General features: G+C 36.4%; 12 protein-coding genes. 5 read left to right on the top strand and 7 right to left on the bottom strand.

The window, feature by feature from the left end:
- The first annotated feature begins 29 nt into the window (after positions 1-29).
- Genes GFO_RS03165 through miaA form a run of 5 tightly spaced genes read left to right on the top strand, consistent with a single transcriptional unit; the run spans position 30 to position 5,801 of the window.
- Positions 30-689 carry a YggS family pyridoxal phosphate-dependent enzyme gene (locus tag GFO_RS03165; protein ID WP_011708579.1) on the top strand — a complete coding sequence of 220 codons (660 nt, stop codon included), beginning with the start codon at positions 30-32 and terminating at the stop codon, positions 687-689.
- A 15-nt stretch (positions 690-704) separates the two neighbouring features.
- Positions 705-2,078, top strand: a complete 1,374-nt coding sequence (locus GFO_RS03160; RefSeq protein WP_011708578.1) for an exonuclease domain-containing protein — start codon at positions 705-707, stop codon at positions 2,076-2,078.
- On the top strand, positions 2,071-4,044 hold the full coding sequence (locus GFO_RS03155) for a DUF3857 domain-containing protein (RefSeq protein WP_011708577.1): 1,974 nt from the start codon (positions 2,071-2,073) through the stop codon (positions 4,042-4,044). The genes GFO_RS03160 and GFO_RS03155 overlap by 8 nt, the downstream gene beginning before the upstream one ends.
- 25 nt (positions 4,045-4,069) lie before the next feature.
- Complete coding sequence (locus tag GFO_RS03150; protein ID WP_011708576.1) at positions 4,070-4,900, top strand: ion transporter; 831 nt, start codon at positions 4,070-4,072, stop codon at positions 4,898-4,900.
- Positions 4,893-5,801 (top strand): tRNA (adenosine(37)-N6)-dimethylallyltransferase MiaA, encoded by a 909-nt coding sequence (miaA, locus tag GFO_RS03145; RefSeq protein ID WP_011708575.1) that lies wholly within the window; start codon positions 4,893-4,895, stop codon positions 5,799-5,801. Before GFO_RS03150 ends, miaA begins: the two co-directional genes overlap by 8 nt.
- On the opposite strand, the gene GFO_RS03140 is transcribed toward miaA, so the two are convergent.
- The 7 genes from GFO_RS03140 to GFO_RS03110 form a co-directional block, all read right to left on the bottom strand.
- Positions 5,791-10,524: an Ig-like domain-containing protein gene (locus tag GFO_RS03140; protein ID WP_229664761.1), complete on the bottom strand. Its 4,734-nt coding sequence runs from the start codon at positions 10,522-10,524 to the stop codon at positions 5,791-5,793. The two genes, miaA and GFO_RS03140, sit on opposite strands and share 11 nt — an antisense overlap.
- 218 nt (positions 10,525-10,742) lie before the next feature.
- The gene (locus GFO_RS03135; protein WP_011708573.1) at positions 10,743-11,465 is read right to left on the bottom strand and encodes a response regulator transcription factor; all 723 of its coding nucleotides are present in this window, start codon (positions 11,463-11,465) and stop codon (positions 10,743-10,745) included.
- Positions 11,466-11,469: 4 nt separating this feature from the next.
- Positions 11,470-13,047 (bottom strand): sensor histidine kinase, encoded by a 1,578-nt coding sequence (locus GFO_RS03130; protein ID WP_011708572.1) that lies wholly within the window; start codon positions 13,045-13,047, stop codon positions 11,470-11,472.
- A 64-nt stretch (positions 13,048-13,111) separates the two neighbouring features.
- Positions 13,112-13,705 carry a dephospho-CoA kinase gene (gene coaE, locus GFO_RS03125; RefSeq protein ID WP_011708571.1) on the bottom strand — a complete coding sequence of 198 codons (594 nt, stop codon included), beginning with the start codon at positions 13,703-13,705 and terminating at the stop codon, positions 13,112-13,114.
- A complete protein-coding gene (locus tag GFO_RS03120; RefSeq protein WP_011708570.1) occupies positions 13,702-14,649 on the bottom strand; it encodes a YbbR-like domain-containing protein in 948 nt (315 codons plus the stop codon). Before GFO_RS03120 ends, coaE begins: the two co-directional genes overlap by 4 nt.
- Positions 14,636-15,646, bottom strand: coding sequence for a glycosyltransferase family 2 protein (locus GFO_RS03115; protein WP_011708569.1), 1,011 nt, complete (start codon positions 15,644-15,646; stop codon positions 14,636-14,638). The genes GFO_RS03120 and GFO_RS03115 overlap by 14 nt, the downstream gene beginning before the upstream one ends.
- A gap of 183 nt (positions 15,647-15,829) precedes the next feature.
- On the bottom strand, positions 15,830-16,651 hold the full coding sequence (locus GFO_RS03110) for an enoyl-ACP reductase FabI (protein WP_011708568.1): 822 nt from the start codon (positions 16,649-16,651) through the stop codon (positions 15,830-15,832).
- Positions 16,652-16,840: the final 189 nt, after the last annotated feature.

The following is a 16,840-nucleotide window of genomic DNA, read 5'->3' as shown; positions in this document are numbered from 1 at the left end:
TAATCCTTAATTTAAAATCAAAATAAAGGATGAGTATTTCTAAGAATATTGAAAAATATATCAATGAGCTGCCTGAAAGTGTAAAGCTCGTTGCCATTTCTAAAACCAAACCTAACGAAGATCTTATGGAGGCTTATAATGCCGGCCAAAGAATTTTTGGGGAGAACAAGATCCAGGAAATGACCGATAAATGGGAAGAACTTCCCAAGGATATTCAATGGCATATGGTTGGCCATACCCAAAGAAACAAGGTGAAGTACATGGCGCCTTATGTAAATCTTATACACGCGGTAGATAGCTTAAAGCTTCTGAAGGAGATCAACAAAAGAGCCAGGCAAAACGAGCGGACTATAGACTGCCTGCTTCAGATAAAGATCGCTGAGGAAGATTCTAAATTTGGGTTAGATTCTGAAGAAGCAAATGAAATTCTGAAATCGGAAGCTTATTCAAAAATGGAACATGTAAACATCATCGGGCTTATGGGGATGGCAACCTTTACAGATGATGAAGAACAGGTAAAATCAGAATTTAACTATCTGAAGTCAGTTTTTGATAAATTCAAAGAACAATATCCAGAACTTAAAGAGCTTTCTATGGGCATGAGCGGTGATTATCAAGTTGCTGTCGCCTGCGGAACAACCATGGTGCGAATTGGAAGTAGTATATTTGGCGCAAGAAATTATAATTAACGAAGTAAAGCGAATTTGTACGCAATATTAGACATAGAGACTACGGGTGGCAAATACAATGAAGAAGGGATCACCGAAATTGCAATTTATAAGTTTGATGGTCAGAAAGTTGTAGACCAGTTTATAAGTCTTGTAAATCCTGAACAACCTATCCAGCCGTTCGTTGTGAATTTAACCGGGATCAACAACGATATGCTTAAAAATGCACCTAAATTTTACGAGGTGGCAAAACGCATTGTAGAGATCACCGAAGACTGCATCCTTGTAGCCCATAACGCCAAATTTGATTATCGAATTCTGCGTACGGAATTCCGCCGACTAGGTTTTGAATATGAAAGAAAGAGCCTTTGCACGGTAGAACTTTCCAAAAAATTAATTCCAGGACTGCCCTCTTATAGTTTAGGAAAACTGGTGAGGTCACTGGGAATTCCATTAAGTGATCGTCATCGTGCTGCCGGAGATGCGCAGGCAACCATCAAACTATTTAAAATGTTGCTGGCCAAAGATGTTGAAAAAGACATCATGAAAGAGCATGTAAGAAAAGAACCCAAACGTAATCTCGATACCAAGCTCGTTTTTATACTCGAGGAACTACCTTCTGAAACTGGAGTCTATTATTTTCATGATGAGAATAGCGAAATCATCTATGTAGGAAAATCCAGGAATATTAGGAAAAGGGTTAATCAACATTTTACCAATGACAATCCTAAATCCAGGGAAATGCAGAAGAAGGTTGCTTCGGTTTCTTATGAGCTTACGGGCAACGAACTCATTGCGTTGTTAAAAGAAAATCAGGAAATAAAAGAACTAAAACCTCGTTATAATCGAGCTCTGAAAAGAGATATCTTTAGCCATGCACTTTATCAGTTCACCGATGATGATGGATATATCAATCTTAAAATTGGTCGTGCCAACAAAACGAAGAAAAACATTACCACGTTTAGCTCGTTAAGATCAGCTAAAAATTCTCTCGAAAAGTGGGTTACCGAATTTGAACTCTGCGAACGCCTGGCCGGTTTACATGGCGGAACCGGGAATTGTTTTGCCTATACTATAAAAAGTTGCCACGGTGCCTGTATTGGAGAAGAGCCGCCTATATCATATAATGAAAGAGTGAATAAATTAATAGATCGTCACTCTTACAACAATCAAAATATGTTGCTTATCGGGCGCGGGCGTGAAGTAGACGAAAAAAGTGCTTTGCTAATTGAAGATGGAGATTTTAAAGGTACCGGCTATTTTAATCTTAACCACCAAATTAACAACCTGGATATAATACGTTCTATTATCACTCCCATGGATAATAACAGGGACGCCCAGCATATTATTCAGAGTTTTTTACGCAAAAAACATCACTTTAAAATTATTCAATTATCTATTCATGAATAAGCTTACCTGCACCATCTTTCTCCTATTTTCTTTTTTATTAAACGCGCAGAAACCAGTTTTTTACACAAAGGCAATTATTCCTTCTAATAGCGATCTCGAGACCACTTTTTACACCAAAGATTCCCTGGCCAATGCGGCCTATCTTTTTGAAGAAGGATTTAGTGAAATTGACGAAAAACGAAATTATGACCTTGTAACCAGGTATACGGCTAAAATTAAGATTTATAATAAAGAAGGACTCGATGAAGCCAATATCACAATTCCATTAAGAAAAAGTGAGCGTGATAAGGAACGGGTGCTCAATTTAAAAGCTTCCACCTATAATCTGGAAAATGGCAAAAAGGTAAAGCAAAACCTGAATCCTGATAATGTATATACAGAGGAATTTGAAAATTATAATCTGAAAAAGTTCACATTCCCAGATGTTAAACCGGGATCTGTTTTGGTTTATTCTTACGAATTGGTTTCTCCTTTCATATTTGATTTTACAACTTGGGAATTTCAGGCCTATATTCCTAAGGCATATTCAAAATTCACAGCCAAAATTCCTGCTAATTATGAATATTATACTACCAAACGAGGTTCTTTAAAATTAAAAACCAATGATGCCAGGGTTATTAAAGAATGTTTTCAGTTTGGTTCCAGTACTACCCCTGCAGATTGTGTTGAGACGGTATTTGAAATGGAGGATATCCCCGCTTTTAAACCAGAAAAATTTTTAACTGCTGAAAGGAATTATATAAGCAGGATCGAGTATGAACTAAAACAAATCACACGCCTTGATGGATATGTAGAAAAATACACAAAAGACTGGGAAGATGTAGATAAGGAACTGGAATTAGACAGAAATATAGGACGACAGTTAAAAAAAGATCGCCTGGTAGACGACTTGTTACCTGAAGCGATTAGTTCTTTACCTAATAATATTGAAAAGGCACAGCAGATCTACAAGTACGTTCAGGATGAATTCAACTGGAATGAAGAATATAATCTTTACAAAGACATGAACATAAGGGATGTTCTTGATGAGAAAACAGGAAGTGTTCTGGAAATTAATAGCGTTTTACATAACCTTTTTACTTCTGAAGGCTTTGAGGTTTTACCTGTCATGTCTGCCACGAGGAATAAAGGATTTCCTTCGAAGGTTCATCCGGTACTGAGTGATTTCAATTATTTCTTTATTCAGCTAAACCTGAATGGCGACAAATACGTATTGGATGCTACCGAGAAAAATCTCGATTTTGGTCGTTTACCGTACAGAGCTTTAAACGGATATGCCAGGCTCATCGATTTTGATAAGGGCAGTTCCTGGATAGATATTGAACCGAAAGACTACTCAAGATTTATATATAAAGATTCTATAAACATCAAACCAGATGGAAGTTCTGATGGTTTCTCCCTCCAGATCGCCGATGGTTACCATGCCCTGAGCTACAGAAACAATATTGACGATCTTGATAATAATGAAGTCTTCAATAAATTGTCTAACCCCATAGAATCAACACATTTAGACAACACCAGCATTTTTAACAAGCATGATCACTCTAAAAATCTAGAGATAAAATATTCATTAAATAATGGCAGTCAGAAAATAAATGATAAGATCTACTTCAATCCATTTAGTTTTAAATTTTTTGATGAAAATCCATTTAAGCAGGAAAATCGTTCCTACCCAATAGACTTTGGATATAAAGACGCATATGTTTACTCTGCAATAATTGAAATTCCCGAAGGATTTAAAGTTACCGAATTACCTGAAACAAGAAATCTAAAAATTCAGGGGAATGCTGCTAACCTGATGCTTTCAGCAGGACAAACCGGGGACAGAACCATCAGTGTACAATGCAGGTTGACTTTCAAACACGCTGTTTATCCACCAGAATATTATGAAGCACTAAAACAGTTTTTTGATAAAATCATTGAAGTTCAAACACAATCTTTAATAGTACTCGAAGAAAATAGTTAAATTTGATAATCCCATTTATTTCAATTTGAAGGAGAACGACAAACCAATCCCGACCTGGAAACACAAACTTCATGAAGTAATTTATGAAGCAGATACGCCTGCTGGTAAATTCTTTGATATCGCTATTCTGGTGGTTATCATTATTAGTGTGGCCCTGGTAATGATGGAAAGTGTTTCCTGGATGTTGCTAAAATATTCCTGGGAATTTTATGTAGCTGAATGGATTATTACCGGAATATTTACTGTGGAATATATTCTAAGGCTCATTGCGATTAACAAACCTAAACGATATATTTTTAGTTTTTATGGAATTGTTGACCTTCTTTCTACTTTACCAAGCTATATAGGTTTCATTTTTGGGGGTGCCAACCTACTTTTTGCAATCAGGGCTTTAAGACTTCTCAGGGTTTTCCGAATTTTGAAAGTCACAAGATATATTGGGGAATCACGAAAATTGATTTCTGCACTAAAAAATAGCAAAGCCAAAATTCTGGTTTTTCTCTTCGCTGTTCTAATTATCTGTGTTATTGCCGGCACCCTAATGCATCTTGTTGAAGGTAGCGGTGCGGGATTTGATAATATCCCTCTAAGCATCTACTGGTGCATCGTAACACTCACTACCGTTGGTTTTGGCGATATTGCACCTGTTACCCCTTTGGGACGCCTTATAGCCTCTCTAATCATGATTACGGGTTATGGAATTATCGCAGTACCTACCGGAATTGTAAGTGCAGAATTTAGCAAGGCTGTAGATAAACCTATTAATAATACTCAGGCCTGCCCAAATTGCAATGAAGGAAGACATCTTGATGATGCCGAATTCTGTCATAACTGCGGATACAAATTAAATGTCTAATTATCTTATTAATATAATTGGACCCACCGCCATTGGAAAAACATCGCTTTCCATAAAAGTAGCCAGGCATTTTATTACTGAAATTATTTCAGCCGATTCCAGACAGTTTTTTAAGGAAATGAAGATTGGTACGGCAGTTCCGGATAAAGATGAACTAGCAGCCGCCACCCATCATTTTATTCAGCATATCTCTATAGCAGATGCGTACTCTGTAGGAGATTTTGAAAAAGACGCCATTCTGAAGCTAAAAGAGCTTTTTAACAAGCATAAAGTAGCGGTAATGGTTGGTGGCAGCGGACTCTATATAAAAGCAATTACTGAAGGTCTTGACGATTTTCCAAAGGTGGATCCTGAAATTAGAAGAAACCTCAACCAACATCTGGAAGAAGATGGAATTGACTGGTTGCAGAAAAAACTTTATGTCCTGGATCCAGAGTATTATAAAACTGCCGATGTCATGAATCCGCATCGTCTTATCAGAGCTTTAGAAATTTGTATCGAAACAGGAAAACCTTTCTCTTCGTTTCTAAACCAGAAAAAACCTGAACGTAACTTTAAAAATATCACTATAGGCTTGATGGCAGATAGGGAAATGATCTATGATCGCATTAATAAGCGGGTAGATCTAATGATCCGGAATGGGTTGATCGAAGAAGCCAGGGAACTTTATCCACAAAAAGAATTAAACGCATTGAATACGGTTGGTTATAAAGAATTATTCAGCTTTTTTGATGGAAAGACAGATCTGGAAACGGCAATTTCAGAAATTAAAAAGAATACCCGCAGATTTGCCAAAAGACAACTCACCTGGTTTAGAAAAGATCCTGAAATTAAATGGTTTGAGTTTGATGAAAATTCAAAAAATATCTTTGATTATATTGAATCAAAGATTAATACTTAAAGATAAATCTTTTAGTCAGCGTTTCTTCGTTGGTCACAATTTTCAGAATATATACACCTTCCTGTAAAGGCCTAATATTCATGGCGTATTCTAAAATAGTACTCTCAAAATCTTTCGCTGCGATAAATCTACCGCGATTATCAAAAACTTCTATTCTTGAAATGCTAATATCTGCAGGTGTTGCAATTTTGAAATTTCCGTTGTTTGGATTAGGGTAAATAAAGATATATTCCGATCCTTCTAGAATAGGATCCTCACAAACACCCGTAGTATCAATCACCGTAATTGTCGCGGTTGCCGAAGAGGTATTTCCACTGCTATCTTCAGCCAGAACCTGCACTATATTAGAACCTAATTCTTTACAGGAAAAAGTAGATTTACTCAGCGTATAAGAAACCTCGGAATCACAATTATCAAAAGACCCGCTGTCTATATCCTCAAAATCAATGGATGCGGTAGCCTGATTATTAAGCTCTATACTAATATCGTTTAATTGGAGTACCGGTGCGATTTTATCTTGAATGATCACCTGGATATCGCAAAAGCCTTCTTCCCCATCCTTCTCATAACTCAATCTCACGGCGTTCACCCCTATATCGTCACAGGTAAATTCCTCTTTTGAAATACTGAAAGTGACTCCGGCTGTATTTCCACTATAAAGTTCACTGGCCTGTATACCCACCACCGCATTTTCATCCAGCCCTATGGTTAGAGTCTCTAAACATTCAAAGTTAAAACCATTTTTAGGCAAAATATTTACAATTACGGTAGCAGGTTCAGACTCAAATACTCCATCGCTTGCAGTATAAGTAAAACTGGCAGTCCCCACAAATCCAGGTTCTGGCACATAGGTAAAAGAACCATCAGGATCAAAAACAAACTCGCCCTGACCAGGAGTACCGCTGGTCACTCTGGAAGTGAGCGAATCTCCATTTACATCAAAATCATTTTCAAGGATTCCTGGTGCTGATACAATCAGCTCTTCACCTTGTAAGATAGTATATTCATCATCTACAGCAACAGGACGAACATTTCCCTGTGTTTCTTCTATCACATTAATAGTCACGGTGGCCACTCCTTCACCCTCACCGTCAGTAGCATAATAGGTGAATGTATCCTGCCCCTCAAAATCAGGATTAGGAATATAGACAAAAGATCCATCCTGATTTAAAGTCAGGGTTCCGTTTGAAGGTTCCTGTTCTACAATTGCACTCAGCGAATCACCGTTAGGATCTGAATCGTTTGCTAAAACCCCTGGAGCATCGACACTAAGCGTAGTGTTTATAAGGGTAATATACATGTCGTCCAGCACCACTGGTGGCTGATATTCTTCGGTATGAGTAAGGTTAATGGTAAAAGAGCAAACTGTTTCATTCCCATTATTATCGGTCACTTTTAGTGTTACCGGAACTTCGTCTTCTTCAATATAAGTAGTACCAGGTTCTGGGGTTTGTTCAAATTCAAGTTCTGAAGATGGGGTGCAATTATCACTAATATCGAAAATACTCGAATAATCTGGCAGCTTATATTCTCCCGGAAATTGGTAAAAAACCTGAAGTGTCTCCTGCGGACAATTAATCACAGGTTTTACCTGTTCGTTAATATCCACATTCACGGTGCACGAACCATTTACTGGTCCCGTATAGGTTACTATAACGGGAATCTGACCGGTTATATCTTCACAACCAAAAGTTCCCCTGCTTAATGTAAAAGCATAGTTGTTCAGTTCTGAAGCGTCCCCGGTAATATTCAATAAGTCTTCAGGTTCTATGGTTCTTATATCATCTGCACCCAGCCTAAAACTAATGGAATTTTTACATTCAAAAGGTTTTTCTGGGATATCTTCAAAATTTACCATGAAACTACAACTGGTCTCATTGTTAGAACTATCTGTAACCGTAATTGTTACTTGGGTGCTTTCGGTTTCAATAGATCCTACATTTGGAAATTGATCAATTTTAGCGATAAAACAATTATCATCATATATTGCCTGCAGTGCATAATTTGGAAGACTAAACTCCCCATTTTCATCTGGAGTAACAAACTGATCTCCGGGACAGATAATTGTGGGCGCCATATTATCCTGAGCGATTAATCGAACTTCACAGGTATCTATTTGATCTTCAAATTTTGCAGTAATTGTTAATATTGTGGAACCGTTTATTTCAAATCCTGGTGCAATACTTTGGCTAATTTCAGCACCTTCAATATTTGTTTCTATTATTGATTCAATATCAGGAGTGAGATAACTGCAATTAGTATCTACTTCAATAGTTTGCTCTCCCGGACAGTTAAGAATTTGAAGTTCGGTTTCTTTATAAAATTCTATATTGAAACTACATCCACTTTGATTTTCATTTTCGTCTGTTACTGTAAATTCAACAATGGTATCGTTATTAATTACGGTACCCGGTGTTGGTTCCTGACTATATTCAAAAATAGTAGAGCAGTTATCTGAAATTTGTAATTCTGAATAATAGTCTTCCACCACATATTCCTTTGTATCAGTATAAGGAACGCTAATCGTGGGCGGACAATTAACGCTCGGCGGTGTTTGATCTTCAAGGTTTACGGGAAAATTACATGCTCCAACTTCTTCCGCTCCATCAAAAACAGTAATAGTTATATTAAGAATATTTCCATTTCTAACCGAGCTTTGCTCCAAAACCGGTTCATTTTTAAAAGCTTGAAAATTAGTGACTCTTTCCCGATAATCGGGATCCTCAAATTCGCAGTTTTCATCAAGTTCTATAACCGTTCTTTGCTCTGGATCTGGACAGGTAAAAGTAGGTTCCTGCTCTTCCTGAAGAGTTAACTGAAAATCACAGTTAGTAGCATTCTGTTCAGCATCTTCAACTGTTAAAATTATTGTCTGGCTGCTAAATATAATCTCACCTTCTGCAGGATTTTGAGTAATTAACAAATTTCCAGTAGTAGTACAATTATCGCTAGCTTGGATCTGGTTAGTGAAATCTGGGACTTCATAACCTTCTTCGGGATCGTAAGTTTCGGTTATATCTTGCGGACAATCGACAATTTCAGGATCTTCGGTATCTTCTACAGTTATCGTAAAACTACAGGTAACAGGATCGTTGACCCTATCATCTGCCTGAAAAATAATAGTGGTTACTCCTACCGGAAATTCATCTCCTGAATTCAAATCTGTTTCATCTATTCTTTCTACGGAAACATCTCTATTTTCATCGGTAGCAGTTGGAGTGGCAAAAGTGACCACCGCACCACATTCACCGGGATCATTATTTTCCACAATATTTGAAGGGCAATTCTCAAAAACAGGGGGAATATCTTCTTCTTGGTCGATAATAACCTGAAAGATACAAGCTTCTGATTCATTACCACTGTCGTCTATTGCGATAATTGAAACTTCTGTGGTTTCTGTTATTGATGTATTTTCTGGTGGATCCTGAATAAATTCAAGATCATCATCACAATTATCTGTAAACTCAGGTAAGTTGGTATAATCTTGTAATATAAAAGCACCATTGCTTATACTTTCTTCTTGATCTTCTGTACAAGAAACTAGGACGGGCACTTCCGTATCATAACCTGGAGAACGTTGATATGCTTCCAAATCAAAATCAATGCTAATATCAGGGATTCTTTGACCAAAAAAACTAGTAATCCTTCCCTCAAAAATAGTATTGTTTACATATAAAGTTCCGCAATTTGAAATAGCAAGGTCTACTGGAAAATCAATTCGTGATGAAATTTTTGATCGAAAAGTATTATTGGGATTATAAACATTAATATTGAATATATTGTTTTCAATTCCCTCTTTAATAATTTCAAAAACTTCATAAAATTCATCAACATCATCGGTGGCTTCCAAAACTCTTGCTAAATTTATATCATCACCGAAATCTGCAACAAAAATATTATCAAACTTATCAATAACAATACTTCCCGGTGATCCAATTTCATTTCCATTAATTTCTCCAATTTGAGTAGGATTAAAACTATCATCAAATTCTAAAATCTTAATACTTGCGTTGTTGTTTTGCCCCAGTTCTGCCATATACAGATTACCCTGGCTATCAACAGCTAATCTGTAAGGGGAATTTAAGAGAGTTCCCTGAACATTGTCAAATTCATTTATTAGATTGTTCTTATAACTTCCTACTGCATCCTTTCTAAAAATTTTTATCGAACTTGGTCTTGGAGGATCAGCATTTCCGATATAATGATCTGCCACATAAAGATTATCTTCTTTATCAAAAGTTAGTCCAGTGGGGCCTTTAAAGCGATTTGCTCCAGATGAACCATAATCGCCATTACCTAATTCCTCATTAGGTAGATAAACTCCTTGTGGAGAATAGACTCTAATAAACCTCCTATTACTTTCATTGGTTGCAACAAAAAATTTTCCTTCGCTATTAATAGCAAAATCTAAGGGATTACTTAAACGATTATTTTGGTTTGGAATAAAATCAATTAAGCCATCATTATCTCCAACTCTTTTAATTCCGTTACCAAAAGTCAAAACAAATCGTTCTCCTTCTGGATTTGTATCTACAGAAATTATTAATCTATCAAGTTTAGCTTGAGGATTAAATGCATCTGCTATAGTTACTGTAAAGAAATCTAAATTTCTAGAATTAGGGGCATCATGTGTGTAGTTGGGTTCCTGCCCAAAACCATTTAGAAAAAAAAAGAGAAACAGGAATAAAAAAGCGCAGGTCTTCTTAAGAGAAGAAGTCCTCAAATTACATATTTCGGCTGCACTTATCAAATTTGGGCATTTTATGGAATGCCGTAAAGATAGGTATTGTAAGAAAACCGATCTTAATATTATGCTAAGATTACGGTTTTTGACTCTCAAAGAGTCTGGAAAGTAAGTTTAACCGGGAAAATTATACGAGATAGGCTACCGCATCATGGAGAGAACCATGATGCAGTAAATCCCGGAAACTGAAAAATTTACTATGCTCCGCTTTCTTCCTTGTTCTTCACTACAAGTCTGAAACCTTCACCGTGGATATTCAAGATCTCCACATTTTCGTCTTTTTTCAGGTATTTTCTAAGTTTAGCGATATACACGTCCATACTTCTGGAAGTGAAATAATTATCATCTCTCCAGATCTTGGTAAGCGCCAATTCTCTTGGCATTAGATCATTCTCGTGTAATGCCAGTAATCTCAATAATTCATTCTCTTTAGGAGATAGTTTTTGCGGCTCCTCATCTCTAAAAGTAAGAAACCTCAGTTTTGAATTCAGGTGGAAATCACCAATCTCAAATTCAAATTGTTTAGAGTCTGCCACGCTATCTGTAGCTTTACGCTGCATGATCGCCTTGATCTTCATTAAAAGAACTTCACTATCAAAAGGTTTATTAAGGTAATCATCTGCACCCACCTTGTATCCTTTCAATACGTCTTCTTTCATCGCTTTCGCTGTAAGGAAGATGATCGGGATTTCTTCGTTCTTTTCACGAATTTCTTTGGCTAATGTAAATCCATCCTTATAAGGCATCATTACATCAAGAATACAAAGATCAAAATCGTCTTTTTTAAACTTTTCAAATCCTTCCATTCCGTTCTTGGCGTGTGTTACCTCGTAATCATTCATTGCCAGGTAATCTTTTAGGACCGTTCCAAAGTTTGGATCATCCTCTACTAATAAAATTTTCTTGTTTTCAGTTTCCATATGTTTAAGATATTAGTGGTAGTTTAATTATAAAAGTACTTCCTTTTGCCTTTTCGCTAGTAACAGTGATTTCAGCATGATGGTCTTCTACTATCTGGCGTGCATACGCCAAACCTAGTCCATGACCTTTTACATTATGAATATCGCCTGTATGCTCACGATAAAATTTTTCAAATATTTTTTTCTGAACCAGTTTAGTCATTCCAACTCCCTGATCCCTTATTTCACAAATAATATAATTCTTTACATTCGTGGTGTAAATATCAATTTTAGGAGCCTCTTCAGAATATTTTACAGCATTATCAAGAATATTTACGATCACATTGGTAAAATGATCCTGATTCGCCAATACTGAAGAGCGCAATGCTCCAAAATGTGTTTGCACATACCCGCCACGATCTTCCACAATTAATTCAACATGCGAAACAGCATCATTAATAATATCATGTAACTGATGTCTTTCCTTCTTAAGATCCAGTTCATTTTTTTCCAATTTAGAGATTCTTAAAACGTTCTCTACCTGGGCGTGCATTCTTTTATTTTCATCCCTTATCATCTGCAGATAACGAGAAACTTTAGACCTGTCTTCTATGACCTTTGGGTTCTTAATCGCATCCAGTGCCAGATTAATGGTTGCAATGGGAGTTTTAAACTCATGCGTCATATTATTAATAAAGTCTGTTTTTATCTGTGATATCTGTCTTTGTTTGATTAGTTGCGAAAGTGCACTTGAATATGCGATCACAATGATCAAAGTAAAAATGATAGACAGTGAAGCCATTAAAATTACAGATGACAAAACTTCCTCTTTCTTATCTGTAAAATTAACCAGCAACTGGTAACCACTATTTCCTGCGTTATTCATAAACAAAGGAACAGCATAGGTAGCCGGATGGTTCAGGCTAAAATTATCAGAATATACATTTGTGGCTATAGAATTATGATATACCCCAAACTCAAAAGCTGACTCAAGATTTCTTTCTTCCAGCTCCTTACCTATCAGTTCATTTATAACCTCTTCAGAAACCCTTTTATGAAGCGGTAGTCGCACTACTAATTCTGAAATGGCAGAACGCAGAATATCTTTTTCTACCTCTTCCATTCTTGAAAGCCTCTCAATATGCTCTATTCGTTGTCTCGCACTTAAATTATCACCGTCCAGTTGATTGTTCCTAACAATATCTGTAACCCGCTTATTAATCATTTTAGTAAACTGAATACTATCCTGGGCGAATTGCAAGAATCCCGAAGAAACTTTATAATCTTCTTCTAAAATTGTTTCAGAATTGAAATAGGTTTCATTCCTGTTTTCATCTCTACTGGTATAAAAATATTCGGTTAATGTTCTGTCGCTAAGTTTACTATTTAGACTATCAGTATTCTTGAATTGAAAATAATAATTTTCAAATTCCTGATTCTCAATTTCCTGAGAAACACTTAATAAAACCTGCTTTGCATTATAAGAAAATTGCTCCTCTCTATCGTCAATAGTGCTCTTAATCCAATATCCCTGCACGAAAATAATGCCGATTAACGACAAGCTCATTAGCGCAACGAGAAGGACAAAAAGCTTCTTATTCATGCGGTCAAAAGTAAGATTTTAACATTTAGAGCTTAAAGTGTTTAACCAAATGTTAACAAAACTTCTAGCAATTTTTGCCTGCTTTTAAGATTTCATCATGAATATGCTCAACCTGTAGTTTTGTTTCAGCTAATTCTTCATTATTTATTAGGAAGTCGGCCATTTGAGATTTTCTTTCATCGCTCCATTGATTGTCCATACGCTCCTCAATTTCCTTTACAGAACTATCATCACGTTTTTGAAGTCTTTGAATTCTTATCTCTTTTGGAGCAGTTACCAGAATATTAAAATCGCACTTCTCGTAACCTCCTGTTTCAAATAAAATCGCGGCTTCATAGATTACATATTCTGAAGATTGCGTTTCAAGCCAATTCTTAAAATCTGCTTCCACGGCGGGATGTATAATATTATTCAGTTTTGAAAGTTGTTCTTTATCGTTGAAGACTTTCGAAGCGATAAATTTTCGATCAGGATGATCACCCCTGTAGGCACTCTCTCCAAAAAAGGCGATGATTTTCTTACGAATTTCAGAAGAGGTATTCATTAATCTTTTCCCTGCTTCGTCAGCGATATATACGGGAATATTCAATTCTTTAAAAAAACCGGCAACCGTAGTTTTACCGCTACCTATTCCTCCTGTAAGACCTACTATTTTCATCGCTTGATAACAAATTGGATCCTACGTTCATTTAATCTAATGCTATTAATAAACCCGGGTTTTTCAACAATCTGCGCGATCATATAATCATCTCCTTTCTTAATATCCTGATAATTGCAAATAACTCTAAAGTCTGCGGCGCTGACATTTTCAAACTGTTTCAAATTTACCTGATAATAAACAATTACGGTTTTTGGAAAATAGGCAAGATTTAAATTATTGGGTACGTTTTCCACTTCAATGGCAATCTCTACGCTACCTTCAGTAAACTTCTCTACCTCCTGGGTGAATTTCACACTGTTTTCGTAAAAGCTTAACTGGCCGTAGCCAGAAGTATCAATCCCTATGTTGCCATCAAGATTCGTATTAACCTTATTAAGCCTGATAGATTGCGTTGGCACACTCACCAAACTATCAATTATTTTTTCCGGACCGCTCACTTTAACGGAATCGGGGGTTAACTTTACCGCCTTATCAGCAGAATAACCTACGGCATAATTCACTTCTATATTAGGAATCACCTTTAGCATTTTCTCCTTTTTGAATTGAAATGGCACCACGATCTCTTCCTGGATAATTCTGGAATTTTCAAAATCTATCTTTAGTTGCTCCTCTATTTCTGAAAGGTGATTTTGCAGGGTATATACTAACTCTTTATCGGTTTCCTTGGCTTTAGAAAGATCTACCTTTAACTGCGGATTGAATATTTTGTAATAATAAATATTGAATCCATTATCCTGCAATTGCAGATCAACATGCTTTGGACGTTCATCTGAAATACTTTTATCTAAAGGGGTATTAATATAATTTACGGGGATTTCAATTAGCTGCGTATAGGTTTTAGAGAATTGCACCAGCACCCACACTATGGCAGAGAAAATCAGAAAAAAACTGAATGTTTTTACACTGGATTTTTTAAATCTTGGTTTTCTACGCACCGACATCTTTTTTAAAAAATAATTGTGGAAACTCTTTTTCTGGCTGCCTGTTCATAATTTCTGTTTTTATTGTAGAAATTAAAAATCCAATTCCATAACCAGAAAACTGAACAAATACAGCTCTTATTGCGAGTAACCCAATATAAATACTTTTATTTTTTATCGCAGCATCTATGCCAATAATTAAAAAATAAATTAAATAACAGCTAATAAAGAACCAGGTTCCCGTAAACGTCATGAGGCTGGAAAATAAGAATCCCAGCATAAAAAGTGTGGGAAACCAGTAAGTGATCTTTCCAGAACCTGGATGCCATTTATTTAAAATAGGTCTCACTAAGCCAAATTTATTAACCTGCGTGTAGAATTTATCCCAGTCTATTCTGCGTTTATGAAATACTTTAGCTTCAGGAATTAAGCATATTTTAAACCCGGCGTCTTTCAGCCGGAGGCTTAGATCAGGATCTTCACCGGGATGTATCTGTCCAAAACCTTTACTGGCCTCAAAAGCCTCTTTGCTAATTCCCATATTAAAACTGCGAGGTTGAAACCCCTTACTCGATCCGCCTCTTATTCCACCGGTGGTAAAAAATGAAGTCATGGTATAATCTATAGCTTTCTGAATATCGCTAAAGGAAGAGTGGGCCGCATCCGGGCCTCCAAAGCAGTCACAGTAGTCGTTCGCAAGGAAATTATGGACTTCTTTCAGATAATTTTCCGGCAGGATCACATCAGAATCCAGGATAAGATAATAATCGGCTTTTGCCTTTTTCATCCCGTAATTCCGGGAATCGCCGGGTCCTGAATTAGACTTATAATAATAACTGATATTGAGATCTTCAGAAAACTGCCTTACCACTTCATTAGATCTTATACTAGAACCGTCTTCTACAATTACGATTTCAAAAGATCTAATTGAAATTAGCTTCCTCATACTTTCCAGCAACTCCCTGATCTCATCGGGACGGTTATAAACCGGAACTATAAAGGAATACTCTGGTTTCATGGAATAAGGTTATCAAAGAAACTGTTGAAATCTATTTAATCGAAGTCGATAGTCACATACCGCAAAATGTCAGATTGAGCTTGTCGAAAGCTATTCGTATAGATAAAAAAACTTCGACAGGCTCAGTTTGACAGATAAAAGGCATAAGAACTAGAATTTCTCAATGCCTATGAATTCAAATAATTACTCTTCGTCTTTTGTAAATGCTTCCATCACTTCCTGGCTCACTCCCGTATTCGAGAATCCACCATCATGGAAAAGATTTTGCAAAGTCACTTTTTTAGTAAGATCTGAGAATAATGTAAGGGTATAGTTCGCACATTCTTCAGCGGTAGCATTTCCAAGTGGAGACATCTTTTCAGCGAAAGCGATAAAACCATCAAAACCTTTAACCCCCTGCCCTGCAGTAGTAGGTGTTGGCGACTGGGAAATGGTATTTACTCTTACTTTTTTATCTTTTCCGAAGAAATATCCGAAACTACGTGCAATGGACTCCAAATATGCTTTATTATCTGCCATATCGTTGTAGTCTGGAAAAACTCTCTGAGCAGCCATATAACTTAGTGCTACAATACTTCCCCACTCATTCATCGCGTCCTTTTTGTAAAGAACCTGCATGGTTTTGTGAAAAGAAACGGCAGAAACATCCCAGCCTTTTGTAGTGTAATCGTAGTTCATATCTGTATAATGATTTCCTTTTCTCACGTTTACAGACATCCCAATAGAATGAAGTACGAAGTCAATTTTTCCTCCAAGGATCTCCACTGCCTTTTCTACAAGGTTTTCAAGATCTTCAACCTTGGTTGCATCAGCCGGAATGATTTCAGATCCGGTCTTTTCAGCCAGGTTTTTGATACTTCCCATTCTCATGGCGATAGGTGCATTTGTTAGAACAAATGTTCCTCCTTCTTCATGAACTTTTTCAGCAGTTTTCCAGGCGATCGAATTTTCATCCAATGCTCCGAAAATTATTCCTCTTTTACCTTTAAGCAGGTTATATGACATGTAATTTATATTTTGTGGTTGTTAAGCTTGTAAATATAATAAAGTTGTTGGAATTCAGTTGGCAGTATTCAGTATTCAGTATTCAGTATTCAGTATTCAGTATTCAGTATTCAGTATTCAGAAAATAAAATTTAAATCGTAAATTAGAAAGTTTTCTTTAAAACTTCTCACTTCTCACTTCTCACTTCT

It is taken from the genome of Christiangramia forsetii KT0803 (genome assembly GCF_000060345.1).
In the GTDB taxonomy this organism is placed as follows: Bacteria; Bacteroidota; Bacteroidia; order Flavobacteriales; family Flavobacteriaceae; genus Christiangramia; species Christiangramia forsetii.
The sequence above is the reverse complement of the archived record's forward strand: the minus strand, read 5'-3'. Positions and strand labels throughout refer to the sequence as shown.